At 62.3% G+C, this 12,691-nt stretch carries 13 protein-coding genes; 5 read left to right on the top strand and 8 right to left on the bottom strand.

Annotated features, from left to right (window positions below):
* The first annotated feature begins 111 nt into the window (after positions 1-111).
* From trmFO to O7A61_RS08480, 3 genes are all read left to right on the top strand, one after another.
* Positions 112-1,524, top strand: a complete 1,413-nt coding sequence (trmFO, locus tag O7A61_RS08490; protein WP_337129339.1) for a methylenetetrahydrofolate--tRNA-(uracil(54)-C(5))-methyltransferase (FADH(2)-oxidizing) TrmFO — start codon at positions 112-114, stop codon at positions 1,522-1,524.
* 73 nt (positions 1,525-1,597) lie between these two features.
* On the top strand, positions 1,598-1,900 hold the full coding sequence (locus O7A61_RS08485) for a type II toxin-antitoxin system ParD family antitoxin (RefSeq protein ID WP_084637101.1): 303 nt from the start codon (positions 1,598-1,600) through the stop codon (positions 1,898-1,900).
* The gene (locus O7A61_RS08480; RefSeq protein ID WP_442921060.1) at positions 1,875-2,204 is read left to right on the top strand and encodes a type II toxin-antitoxin system RelE/ParE family toxin; all 330 of its coding nucleotides are present in this window, start codon (positions 1,875-1,877) and stop codon (positions 2,202-2,204) included. The genes O7A61_RS08485 and O7A61_RS08480 overlap by 26 nt, the downstream gene beginning before the upstream one ends.
* Before the next feature lie 5 nt (positions 2,205-2,209).
* On the opposite strand, the gene O7A61_RS08475 is transcribed toward O7A61_RS08480, so the two are convergent.
* The 6 genes from O7A61_RS08475 to yajC form a co-directional block, all read right to left on the bottom strand.
* On the bottom strand, positions 2,210-3,160 hold the full coding sequence (locus O7A61_RS08475; RefSeq protein WP_337129337.1) for a sterol desaturase family protein: 951 nt from the start codon (positions 3,158-3,160) through the stop codon (positions 2,210-2,212).
* Complete coding sequence (locus O7A61_RS08470; RefSeq protein ID WP_337129336.1) at positions 3,160-3,594, bottom strand: hypothetical protein; 435 nt, start codon at positions 3,592-3,594, stop codon at positions 3,160-3,162. The genes O7A61_RS08475 and O7A61_RS08470 overlap by 1 nt, the downstream gene beginning before the upstream one ends.
* A gap of 78 nt (positions 3,595-3,672) precedes the next feature.
* Positions 3,673-4,521, bottom strand: coding sequence for a phytoene/squalene synthase family protein (locus tag O7A61_RS08465; protein WP_337129335.1), 849 nt, complete (start codon positions 4,519-4,521; stop codon positions 3,673-3,675).
* A gap of 1 nt (position 4,522) precedes the next feature.
* A complete protein-coding gene (locus O7A61_RS08460) occupies positions 4,523-4,918 on the bottom strand; it encodes an Mth938-like domain-containing protein (protein WP_337129334.1) in 396 nt (131 codons plus the stop codon).
* Positions 4,919-4,943: 25 nt separating this feature from the next.
* Complete coding sequence (gene secDF / locus O7A61_RS08455) at positions 4,944-7,493, bottom strand: protein translocase subunit SecDF (protein WP_140768055.1); 2,550 nt, start codon at positions 7,491-7,493, stop codon at positions 4,944-4,946.
* 51 nt (positions 7,494-7,544) lie between these two features.
* A complete protein-coding gene (yajC, locus tag O7A61_RS08450; protein ID WP_010909882.1) occupies positions 7,545-7,886 on the bottom strand; it encodes a preprotein translocase subunit YajC in 342 nt (113 codons plus the stop codon).
* A 289-nt stretch (positions 7,887-8,175) separates the two neighbouring features.
* Here yajC and O7A61_RS08445 point away from each other — a divergent pair, with 289 nt between their 5' ends.
* Positions 8,176-9,051, top strand: coding sequence for an ATP-binding protein (locus O7A61_RS08445; protein ID WP_337129333.1), 876 nt, complete (start codon positions 8,176-8,178; stop codon positions 9,049-9,051).
* A 39-nt stretch (positions 9,052-9,090) separates the two neighbouring features.
* Here O7A61_RS08445 and O7A61_RS08440 read toward each other — a convergent pair whose 3' ends face one another.
* On the bottom strand, positions 9,091-9,912 hold the full coding sequence (locus O7A61_RS08440; protein WP_140508748.1) for an AraC family transcriptional regulator: 822 nt from the start codon (positions 9,910-9,912) through the stop codon (positions 9,091-9,093).
* Positions 9,913-10,025: 113 nt separating this feature from the next.
* On the opposite strand from O7A61_RS08440, the gene O7A61_RS08435 reads away from it, so the two are divergent.
* Complete coding sequence (locus O7A61_RS08435; RefSeq protein WP_337129332.1) at positions 10,026-10,916, top strand: NAD-dependent epimerase/dehydratase family protein; 891 nt, start codon at positions 10,026-10,028, stop codon at positions 10,914-10,916.
* Positions 10,917-11,028: 112 nt separating this feature from the next.
* Here the strand turns inward: O7A61_RS08435 and O7A61_RS08430 are convergent, their stop codons facing one another.
* Positions 11,029-12,561, bottom strand: a complete 1,533-nt coding sequence (locus tag O7A61_RS08430; protein ID WP_337129331.1) for a peptidoglycan DD-metalloendopeptidase family protein — start codon at positions 12,559-12,561, stop codon at positions 11,029-11,031.
* Between the last annotated feature and the right edge of the window lie 130 nt (positions 12,562-12,691).

Here is a 12,691-nt window from a genome sequence, read left to right as displayed (position 1 = left end):
CGGACCTCCTCCCCCGGCGGGTGTTGTTGTTTTCAGGGGCAGGCTTTCCCGACCAGGCGTTTCGCGCGCGCGACAATTGCAATCGCCGCGGCAAGCGATTATTCCGGCGCCATGAGCAAAAATCCAATCCATATCATCGGCGGCGGGCTCGCCGGTTCCGAAGCGGCATGGCAAGCGGCTGAGGCCGGCGTTCCCGTCGTCTTACATGAAATGCGTCCGGTTCGCGGCACCGACGCCCACAAGACCGATGGCCTGGCCGAACTCGTCTGTTCGAACTCCTTCCGCTCCGACGACGCCGAAAACAACGCCGTTGGCCTTTTGCATGCCGAAATGCGGCTCGCGGGCTCATTGATCATGAGCGCCGGCGACGCCAACCAGGTGCCGGCCGGCGGCGCGCTGGCGGTCGACCGCGACGGTTTTTCCGACGCGGTGACGAAAAAACTCGAAGCACACCCGCTGATCGCCATCGAGCGCGAGGAAGTTCCCGGCCTGCCGCCGGCGGGGTGGGACCAGGCGATCATCGCCACCGGGCCGCTGACCGCACCATCGCTTGCCCAATCGATCGCCGAGGCGACCGGCGCCGATGCGCTGGCCTTCTTCGACGCCATCGCGCCGATCGTCCATTTCGATACGATCGACATGGACACCTGCTGGTTCCAGTCGCGCTATGACAAGGTCGGACCGGGCGGGACCGGCAAGGACTATATCAACTGTCCGATGGACAATGATCAGTACCTCGCCTTCGTGCAGGCGCTGGTCGACGGCCAGAAGACCGAATTCAAGCAGTGGGAAGGCACGCCCTATTTCGACGGTTGCCTGCCGATCGAGATCATGGCCGAACGCGGCGTCGAGACGCTGCGCTACGGACCGATGAAGCCGATGGGCCTGACCAATGCGCATAACCCGACGGTGAAGGCCTATGCGGTCGTCCAGCTGCGCCAGGACAACGCGCTGGGCACGCTCTACAACATGGTCGGCTTTCAGACCAAATTGAAGCACGCCGAGCAGGTGCGCGTGTTCCGCACCATTCCGGGCCTGGAAAACGCCGACTTCGCCCGCCTGGGCGGCCTGCACCGCAACACCTACATCAATTCTCCGACCTTGCTCGACGGCTCGCTGCAGCTGAAATCGCGGCCCGGCCTGCGCTTTGCCGGCCAGATCACCGGCTGCGAAGGCTATGTCGAGAGCGCCGCGATCGGCCTGCTCGCCGGCCGCTTCGCCGCCGCTGAGCGGCTTGGCCATGCACCATCGCTGCCGCCACTCACCACCGCCTTCGGCGCGCTGCTCAACCACATCACCGGCGGCCATATCGTCTCCGACGATGAGCCGGGGAAGCGATCGTTCCAGCCGATGAACGTCAATTTCGGCCTATTCCCGCCGGTTGAAGCACAGAAAGTCGAAGGCAAGCGCCTGCGCGGCAAGGACAAGACCGTAGCCAAGAGGCATGCCATCACGTCGCGTGCGCGGGCCGATTGCCGGCAATGGCTGGGATTGCCGGCATTAACGGCTGAGGCCGCGGAATAGCGGATTGCCGCATCTGTTTGGATCAGAGTGCAAAGTGGTATAGTATCCTACTTTGCGCCTCAGGAGCCGGCCCATGGAATCCGCCGAGAAACTATCCGTCACCGTCACGCCCGCCATGGCACGTATGATCCGGGAAAAAGTCGAGGATGGCTCTTTCGGCTCAGCGAGCGAGGTCATCCGCGCCGCTCTTCGCGCCTTTCAGCGCGAAGAAGAAGAACATGCCGAACGTATGGCCTCGATCCGGGCGCGCGTAAAAGCTTCGATCGAAGACACGAGGCCAGGCGTCCCGCTGGACGAAGCGATCGAGAGAGTAAAGAAGCGAATCTCGGAGCTGGCGAGAGAGAGCGATGATCCAGCGTCTCGCCGTCATTCTTAGCCAAGAGGCGCTCGCCGATCTGGATTCGATTGCGAGCTATATTCTCGACCAGAGCGGAAGCGAGCGCGTAGCCGTTCAATTCGTCGACCGGATCAAGCTTCGCTGCCAGAGCATTGGCAATGCGCCTCGCGGCGGGCGGTCCCGCGACGGGATAGCGCCGGGGCTGCGAACCGTGCCGTTCGAACACTCGGCCGTCATCGCCTACGCAATCGACAACGACCTCGTGCGTATCGTCAAAATCTTCTATGGCGGTCGCGACTATGAAGCGCTGATGCGTGATGGCGGGTCGAGCGAGCCATCGTAGCAAGACTATTCCGCCGGCTCGACACCCGCCGGCGGCAGTCCCGGCTTGCCCGCCTCGCCCGGATTTCTCCTGACATACGCCGCTTTCAAGCTCTCCGACGTCTCGCGCGAGCCGTCATGGCTCCAGCCTGGCGGCTTGATAAGGTAGTTCAGGCGCTCGCGCGGCGTCAGATCGGGTGCGAAGGCATCCCTGAACATGCCGATCCATTCGTGAAATGCAACTTTCAGCGGATTGAAAGTGCCCAGGTTCCTGACGATCCCGTAGCGCGGCCGGTCTTCCTCCAATTCCTCGACGAAGGTGCCGAACATGCGGTCCCAGATGATCAGCGTGCCGGCATAGTTGGCGTCGAGATAGCGCGGATTGGTGGCGTGATGGACGCGGTGGTGCGAGGGCGTGTTGAAGACGAATTCAAACCAGCCCCACATCTTGCCGATCGTCTCGGTGTGGATCCAGAACTGCCAGACCAGGTTGAAGCCGAAGGTAAAGGCAATCACCGCCGGGTGAAAGCCGAGCAGCACCAGTGGCGCCTGCAGCACGAACATGAAGGTGAACAGCCCGGTCCAGCTCTGCCTGAGCGCCGTCGACAAATTGTAGTGCTGGCTGGAATGGTGATTGACGTGCTCCGCCCACACCCAGCGCACCCGGTGCGCAATACGGTGATAGACGTAGTAGCGCAGGTCATCGAGCAGGAAGACGGCCAGGAACACCCAGCCCGACAGGCCGAGATTGAAGATACGGAACTGCCAGAGCCAGAGCAGCGCCCAGTAGGAGACGACGCCAAGCAGCAGCCCGGCAACGACATTGCCGGTGCCCATCATCAGGCTGGTCAACGTGTCGCGCGTCTCGAACGAGCCCTTCGCGCGACCTGTGCGCACCAGCCATAGCTCGATCAGGATCGCGGCGACGAAAAACGGAATGGCCAGTTGGGTGACCTGCGGAAAATCGTAGCTGTCCATCACGCGGCCGTCCTGGCGGAACTCGTGTCTCGCGGCTCGAGGGCGTTCAGCAAGGCCCGCGCGTCGGCGGCATTGGCGAAGCGGAAGCGGCCGCCCTTCCAGGTGAAGTCCGTCAGCCGCATCGGAATTGTGTTCGTCTCGTCAGGTTCGGACACCGCGACGTCCGCAGCGGTGACGACACGCGTCAAGAAACAGTCGCCGATGCCATGAACGATACCGACGCGCCCTCGCCCGATGGCCAGAAACGCGGTCCGGGCATCCGCCGTCAGACGGACAGTCGTGGCTGCCTCATCAGGAAAATCCTCGGCGAAAAGGCGCAGAGTTTGATCCCGGCTGTCCAGAGTGGCCAGCTTGCTGCCGCCGGTGAAATGCACTGCGGCAACCGACAGCGCAATGCCTAGCACGACGATCGCGACCAGCACGGGCAAGCTCATGGATTTCCTCCTGGCCAGCCTGTCGTCTTCGGCGACAGTTCTCGGCAGGCTGACTCCTTAACACGATTGACGTTTACGTCAAAGTGTCGGCCAGCCCTTGCCTGCACGACGCAGCAGCAACCAATGCCGGCGCAATGCCGACAGCTGTGCCACGCCGCCGAGCGGTGCGTGGCGCAGGCCTTCCATCTTGTCGAGATAAGCGCGTGACAGCGCCAGCGGCAGGAATGCCGGACGCAATGACCACGGCAGCGCCGCGGCACCCCGCTCGAAGGCCGAAAGATGTTCGCGCGCCAGCGCGATCATCGCGGCCACGGCGCGCTGGGCGCCAGACCCGCCGTCACCGGCAACAAATTCTTCCGGCGACGAGCCTGCCGCCGCCAGGATGTCAGCCGGGATAAAACACTGCCCGCGCCTGCGGTGCAGCGGCAGCAGAAGCAAAAGCCCCGTTATTGCCTGGGCGCAGCCCGCCCTGCCCGCCAGTTCGGCAAATCCTGGCGCCTCGGCGGAATCGAGCACCATCGCCGCGAGTTGAATGAGCGCGGCCGCCGTCTCGCCGCAATAGCCCTCCAGATCGGTGCGCGATGGCATCGGGTCGTCGTAGAGATCGAAGATGCGTGCCTCGAGCATGTTCTCGAAGGCCTGTTTCGGCAGCTTGAATGCCGCAATGGTGGCGTTCAAGGCTTCGGTGACGGGATGGCCAGCGCCCGCCTCGCCGCCGGCGTCAATGACATCGCGCCACCACTGCAGCCGCACCTCGCCGGGCAACGCCTCATGGATGCGGTCACGGATGCCGGCGATCTCGGCATTGAAAGCGTAAAGGGAAAACAGCGCATCGCGCTTGTCGGCGGGCGCGTAGAGGGCGGTGAGATAGCGGTCATGGTCGGCGGCGCGCACCGCCTCCATGACGATTTTGGCATTCTGCGACATATCAGTCGACGGCGATGAGCGCGGCAGCCACGGCGCGGTTTTCCGCCAGAAGGACGTTGTAGGTCCGCACTGCTGCCCCGGTCGACATCGGGTCGAAGGCTATGCCTGCATCCTTCAATGCCCCCCGCAGTGCCGCCGGCAACGGCCGCAGATCCCTGCCCATGCCCACCAGCAGGATCTCGATCTTGTCGGCCTCGGCCAGAAGCCGGTCGAAATCCGCAACCGTCAGCGCCAGGGGATTTGCCGGCTCCCAGCCGTGGATGCCGGACGGCAGACATAGGAGCGAGCCGCGATGCGACATGTCGGCAAAGCGGAAGCCGCCATTGCCATAAGCCTCGATCGGCGCGCGGCCGGGGAAATGCGCCTCGCGGATGACGATGCCTTTGCCGGTCACCACTCTGTCACCCCTTCGGGCCCGCGCGTCAGGTCGCGACCGCCTTGCCACCGTTGACCGGCTTTTCCTCATCGGCTGAAGCCTGCGGCCGCAGCTTGAACAGGATCAGCAGCGGCGCCGCGATGAAGATCGACGAATACGTGCCGAACACGACGCCGAACAGCATCGCCAGCGTGAAGGAGCGGATCACTTCACCGCCGAACAGCACCAGCGCCAGCAGCGCCAAGCTGGTCGTCACGGACGTCAGCGTCGTTCTCGACAACGTCTCGTTGATGGCGTTGTTCAACAGTTGCGGCAACGGCATTCGCTTGTATTTTCGCAGATCCTCGCGGACGCGGTCATAGACGACGATCGTGTCGTTCAGCGAATACCCGATGATGGTCAGGATCGCCGCCAGTGACGACTGGTTGAATTCGAGCCCGCTGATGACGAAGAAACCGAGCGTCATGACCACATCGTGCACCGTCGCGACAATGGCGCCGACCGCGAACTGCCATTCGAAGCGGAACCAGACATAGACCAGGATGCCGACCAGCGCGACGATCATGGCTATCGTGCCTTGCTTGGCCAGTTCGCCCGAAACCGTCGGGCCAACCACTTCGACGCGGCGGAAATTATACTGATCCTGCAACTCGCCGCGCACCTTGTCGATCACGGTCTGCTCGGCATTTTCACCCGCGTCTTGCGTGCCGACGCGGATCAACACGTCGTTGGGTGCACCGAACTGCTGCACCTGCACTTCGCCGATGTTCAGTTCCGTCAATCTGCCGCGGATGTCGGCGAGATCGGCAGTGCCCGACTTGGATTGTACCTCGATCAGCGAGCCGCCCTTGAAATCGATGCCGTAATTGATGCCGACACTCATGAACAGCACCACGGACAGTATCGACAATGTGCTCGACAGCCCGAACGTCCACCGGCGGATACCCATGAACGGAATTTTCGTGCCCGGTGGAACGAAGGTCACCGGTGCTTTCGGCAATTCCTTCGGACGGGCACGCCGCAGCCAGATCGAGACCAGCAGGCGGGTGAAGGTGAAAGCGGTAAAGACCGTGGTCAGGATGCCGATGGCATAGGTGATGGCAAAGCCCTTCACCGGTCCGGTTCCGAGATAGAACAGCACCACGGTCGCAATCAGCGACGTGACGTTGGAATCGACGATGGTCGCCAGCGCCTTCGAGAAGCCGGTGTCGATCGCCTGGATCACCGAGCGGCCGGCGCGTCGCTCCTCGCGGATACGCTCGTAGATCAGCACGTTGGAATCGACCGCCATACCGATGGTCAGCACGATACCGGCAATACCCGGCAAGGTCAGTGTCGCGCCAAGCAGCGACAGCAGCCCGACGATCATCGCCACGTGCACCGCCAGCGCGATGTTGGCGAGGAAGCCGAGGAAACCGTAGGCGACGAACATGAACGCCACGACGAGGATCGAACCGATGATGCCGGCGACCTTGCCCGCATGGATCGAATCCTGACCAAGGCCCGGACCCACGGTGCGTTCCTCGATGACGGTCAGCGTCGCCGGCAGCGCACCGGCGCGCAAAAGCACGGCCAGATCATTGGCGCTCTGGGCAGTAAAATTGCCGGAGATCTGACCCGTGCCGCCGAGGATCGGCTCGCGGATCTGCGGCGCCGAGATCACCTGGTTGTCGAGGATGATGGCAAACAGCTTGCCGACGTTCTGCGCGGTGGCCTGGCCGAAGCGTGCGGCGCCCTTCGAATCGAAGCGGAACGAAACCACCGGCTCGTTGTTCTGCGAATTGTACGTCGCCTGTGCGTCGACGAGGTTTTCACCCGATACGATGACGCGGTTCTCGATCAGGTAGGGAACCGGCGGGTCGTCCTGCGAATAGAGCACGGAAGAACCGGCCGGCGGGCGCCCCTTGAGCGCGTCCTGCACCGGCATCGACTGGTCGACCATCTGGAAGGTCAGCTTCGCGGTCTGGCCGAGGATTTCCTTCAGCCGCTGCGGATCCTGCAAGCCAGGCACCTGGACGAGGATGCGGTCGTCGCCTTGCCGCTGCACGATAGGCTCGGTCGTGCCGAGTTCGTTGACGCGGCGCTCGACCACTTCGATCGACTGCGCCAATGCGGTCGAAGTGCGGTATTTAATGCCGGCATCGGTGACGGTGAACTTGAGCAGGCCCGGCTCGGAATCGTCGAGCGACATTTCCTGGATGGAACCGCCGGTGAAGAGGCCGGCAGCCACAGGATCGGTCAGGGTCTTCAACGCCTTCTTGGCGGCATCGAGCTGAGCAGGATCGGTGATGCGGACCTGCAAGGTGCGTCCCGTGCCGCCCAAGCCGGTATAGCCGATCTTGGCATCGCGCAGCAGTGTACGGATTTCATCGCGCGTCGTCTCGAGCCGATCCTTGATCAGATCGTTCTGATTCATCTCCAGCAGGATGTGCGAACCGCCCTGCAGATCGAGGCCGAGCGTCATCTGCCGCTTCGGCACCCAACTGGGGAGCTGGGCCAGCGTGCTGGCGGGGAACAGATTGGGCGCGGCGAGGATCACTGTGGCGGCCACGGCCAGCCAGATCAGGATCATCTTGAAGCGCGAAAAATAAAGCATATGGCGTCGTCCGTCAGAGCGTGTCCGCGGATCGCTCCGCCTGGAATTTGGTTATTTCTTGGCGTTCTGGTTAGCGACCGGTTCGCCCTTGACGCGCACGTCGGCGATCGTCGAGCGCAGCGCCGTCACCTTGGTGCCGCCGCCAAGATCGATCTCGAGCTCGTTGTCGTCGATCACCTTCGTTACCTTGCCGACGAAACCGCCGCCGGTGACGACGGTGTCGCCGCGACGAACCGCCGCCAGCATCTCGCCGCGCTTCTTCAGCTGCGTGCGCTGCGGGCGGATGATCAGAAAATACATGATCACGAAAATCAGGACAAACGGCAAAATGCTGATGAACATATCGGGAGAGGCGCCGCCGATGCCTTGGGCGTATGCCGGTGTCACGAACATCGAGGTACTCCTGAATTTTGAAAAGCAGCCGCCAAACAGTTAAGCGAGATTTGGCGGCCCCGCGAAATTTGGCCGGAATATAGTCGGTAAAGTTGCCAATGCAACTGCGCGGCCGGGCAAATCCGCTGCTTTTCCGGCCTGTTTAGCCGTGTTAGAGCAGGATCACGAAAACCGAGACCCGGTTTTCGGAAAAGATCACGTTCGAACAAATGGTTGCAACCGGTTTCGAAACCGCCGGAATCGAACCGGGTCCGCCTGCCATCGCAAAAACCAAAGCAAAAGACCTGATATGACCGATACCAGCATCGACGCCCTGAACCAGAAACTGGACCGCCTGATCGAGGCCGTCAGCCGCCTCGCTCCGCCGCCGGTGCCTGAAACCGACCTCAACATAGCCGATTGCTTCGTCTGGCAGGCCGATCCCGGTTATCTGGAACCGGTGGGCAAGGTAAACCGCGTCGACATTGGTCTGATCCGCGGCGTCGACCGGGTCCGCGACATCCTCGTCGACAATACCGAGCGCTTCGCCGCAGGCTTCGCTGCCAACAACGTCCTGTTGTGGGGCGCGCGCGGCATGGGCAAATCGTCGCTGGTCAAGGCCGTGCATGCGCAAATCAATGCCAAGACCCACTCCGGCCTGCCGCTGAAGCTGATCGAAATCCACCGCGAGGATATCGATACGCTGCCCAAGCTGATGAGCCTGCTGAAGACGGCTCCCTTCCGTGTCATCCTGTTTTGCGACGACCTCTCCTTCGATCATGACGACACGTCCTACAAGTCGCTGAAGGCAGCGCTCGAAGGCGGCGTCGAAGGCCGCCCGGCCAACGTCATCTTCTACGCCACCTCGAACCGCCGCCACCTGTTGCCGCGCGACATGATCGATAATGAGCGCTCGACCGCCATCAACCCGTCCGAAGCGGTCGAGGAAAAGGTCTCGCTGTCCGATCGTTTCGGCCTGTGGCTCGGCTTCCACAAATGTTCGCAAGACGAATATCTCGATATGATCAACGGCTATGCCAGCCATCATGGCCTTGACGTCGATCCTGAGCAGCTACGGGCAGAGGCGCTGGAATGGGCGACGACGCGCGGCAGCCGCTCGGGCCGTGTCGCCTGGCAGTTCACGCAGGATCTTGCCGGCCGTCTCGGAAGGCCATTGAAGGATTGAAGCGTTTGATCGCGTCGCCAACGCGATCAAACGCCAACGTCATTTGGGCGGCTGCGCCCGTCGCAGGTCGCGCGGCGTTTGGCCGATCTCGCGGCGCATCCAGTGCGCCAGATGTGACTGGTGCGCGAAGCCCGTCATTTCAGCCACTTCGCTTGTGCTGAGATCGCCTCGCTGCAGCAGAACACGTGCGCGTTCGACGCGACGTCGCAACACATAGCGGTGCAGGGTGACGCCCGTCGCCACCTTGAACCATATCCGCAAATGCGAGCTGCTCGCGCCAGCAACACGGCTTAGTTGATGGATCGAAAGCGGCTCGTGGAGAGCCGCCTCGATGTGTTCCAGCACGCGCTGGAGCTGGGCATTCGACAATCGGTTCGTTCGATCGATATCAGGTTCACCGAGGCCAAGCAGCCTCACCGCCAGTGCGGCGCCAATGCTGTCGGCAAACAAAGGATCGCTCGGCGAATTTGCGTTCAGCTCACTCTCGAGCGCTCGAGCGAGATGTTCGATGCGCTGGTCACGAAGCAGATGACGCGTGTCGAGCCGCAATGCTTGCGCCTTGCCGCCAAGCTCCGCCGCCACCCTTTCCATCAAGGCTGGCTGCAACGCGATCTCGATCGTGTCGAACGAGGTTTCGGCCTCGAAGCCGCCCTCCTGACCGGCCGGCACCAGATCAATATCGCCGGCACGCCTGACGAAATATCGTCCGACCTGATTGCAGTAGGAGCGCGTCGCAGCGCTGGCATGCACCATGATGCGATGGTGTGGCGCCCGGGACAGGCGGTGGACGCCGGCTTCGATATGCCGGGAGGCTATTGTTACGTCTGACGCGACTTGGGCCGGAGCGTATTGCGAACGCATGCTCTCTCGATTCATGGCAAAACCTGTTCAAGATTTGGCAATTCCCGCGCGATTTTCAATGCCTTGGACCTGTACTCACGCCTCTCCATCAAACTTGGACGAGAGGTTATGCCATGAGTTTCTATGTTGTTGTCGGAGCCGGCCCGGTCGGTCGCGAAACCGCTCGCCTTCTTGGCGAGGAAGGACATGATGTCGTCCTCACCAGCCGGAGTGTCGGTTCGAACGCATTGCGGAATGTACGGGTCGTACAGGCCGACGCCACCGATGCGTCGGAACTCGCGCGTGTCTGCCAAGGCGCCGATGCCATCTTCATGTGCGCCATGGCCACCTATCATAGGTGGCCGACCGATTTTTTCCCCATCATCGACGGCACCGTGCGCGCGGCGGAAGCTGTCGGCGCGAAGCTCATCGTGCTGGGAAACCTTTATGGCTATGGGGAAAATGCCGACAGCCCGCTTCGCTCCGACCTGCCCCTGGACCCGACTTCGAAGAAAGGAACCGCGAGGACGATCATGTGGCAACGGGCGGTTCGTGCCGACGTACCGGCGATCGAAGTGCGGTCGAGCGACTATCTCGGGCATGGCGCCATCAGCTACTTCTCGCTGGTCGCTCTGCCCTCCATCATCGAGGGAAAGCCCACCGCTTTCATTGGAGACCTCGATGCGACCCATGCGTGGACCTTCACCAAGGACGTCGCCAGGACGCTTGTCGCGGCCTCCCGTTACGCGGGCGAATGGGGGCGCGCGTTTCACGTCCCCTCGCAATACGCCTCACCCAGGGAGCTCATCCAGAAAACCGCCGCGATGCTTCGACGAGAGGTTTCAGAAATCCGATCCTATTCCACTGCCGAGATGGAGGCATTGGGCATGCATGAACTCATCGAGATGAGCTATCTTTTCGAGAACCCCTTGCTGGTCGATTCTTCCGACGCCGAGATGCTTCTCGGTATCAAGGCCAGCAGCCTTGAGGTCATGATCGCCGACACGCTACGCGATCATCTTTGAGCCTTGAGGAGCAGGCATCCGACAAAACTGAAAAAGCCCGCTCCTTTCGGGGCGGGCCTGAGCCGGCGGGCCGGACTGGAGGTCAGACGGCCCGCAAATCGCTTTTTTTATTCTATTCGAGATAGCCTGACGGATCGACCGGAGCCGAGTTCTTGCGCACTTCGAAGTGCAGCTTCGGCGAGTCCGTCGTGCCGCTCATACCCGAGAGTGCGATTTCCTGGCCGCGCTTGACCTTCTGGCCGCGCTGCACCTCGATCGAGCTGGCATGACCATAGACGGTGACCAGACCATTCTCGTGACGCACCAGCACCGTGTTGCCGAATTCCTTCAGCCCGTCGCCAGCATAGATGACGACGCCGTTCTCGGCCGCCTTGACCGGCGTTCCTGCTGGCACGGCGATGTCGACGCCGTCCTTGCCGGATCCGAAACCGGAAATCACCCGGCCGCGAACCGGCCAGCGCATCTTGCCGATCCCTGTGGCACCCGGCGCCACCGCGTTTTCGTCCTCGGCCTGCTGGATGACCTTCGCGTCCTTCTTCGGCGGCGTGTAGGATGCCAGCGTTTCCGACGGCGTGGTCTTTACCGGAGCTTGCGTGGTTGCCGTGGTCACCGGATCGACCTTGGCCGGCTTGGCGCTGGCTACTGTCGCTGTTCCGCCCGCCGGCACCTTCAAGGTCTGGCCGATCTTGAGCAATCCATCCTTCATGCCATTGGCCTGCTTCAGCGCGACGACGCCGACGCCGGTCTTCCTGGCAATCGAGGACATCGTGTCTCCCGACTGGACCGTATAGGTGCCCGCGGCGCCGGTTGCCTTGGCCAGCTGCGCCGGCTTGGGCTCCTTGGGCTGGCTCGCGGCGGCCGACGCGTCGACCTGAGCCGCGGACTTACCCTCCTTGAGCTTAGGCTGCTGCGGCAGCACGGCGACCTTGTCCGGCGCGGTGGCCGGCAGATCGTGCTTGCCGTCTTTCGCCGGCTTTGCGTCGGCAACCTTCGGCTCGCCCTTGCTTGAATAGCCATAGGCCGGGATGACGATCTTCTGGCCGGTCTTCAGCCCCTTGGTTGGGCTCAGGCCGTTCACCTTCATGATGACATCGGCTGGCACCTTGTAATGCGCCGCCAGGCCGGAAATGGTCTCGCCGTCCCTGACGACGATTTCTGTCGCGTGCGGTGTGCCTGCCTGGGCCATCCTCGGTTCGTCGGGCTGGGCATTCTTGAAAGGCTTGGCGGCCGGCGAGACAGCACCGGTCGTCGTCCTGTCGACATGAGGAGCGGGCCGGACCAGGGCCGGCGCCGATGCGACACGCACCGGATTGGCGGCAGGTGCCAGCGCTGGAGCCGGCTGCGCCTGCGCGGAAGCCGGCGGCGGCAATGGCCGGCTGGAAACCGGTTCGAGACTGGAGCGACTGACCGACTGCGTATGGCTGCCGTCGAGCGGAGCGGCCGACACATCGCCCGGATAGGGCTGCACCGCATCCTGCTTGTTGATGATGGCGCGCTGATTGTTTGTCGAGGAGGTGAAGACGTCATCGACACTGTTGAACCGCGAAGCCTGGGAACTGCACCCAGCCGCCGCGCCCGCAATCATCAGAACAGCGCAGCCCCGCGCCAGATTGCGACTATTTGCCTTCAAAACACTGAGTTGCATCGCACTAACCCGCACAAACGCTGCACCAACTGGACAGGATTAAAGCGCGTTAATGTTACTGGGCGGTTAACCCATTAGAATCCGACGAAAATTTTCTTAAAACATTTGAGGATGGTCAGCGATGCCGATA

The organism is Mesorhizobium sp. Cs1321R2N1, from assembly GCF_037179725.1.
Lineage (GTDB): Bacteria > Pseudomonadota > Alphaproteobacteria > Rhizobiales > Rhizobiaceae > Mesorhizobium > Mesorhizobium salmacidum.
Note: the sequence above shows the minus strand (reverse complement) of the source record. Positions and strands in the feature narration are given on the sequence as shown.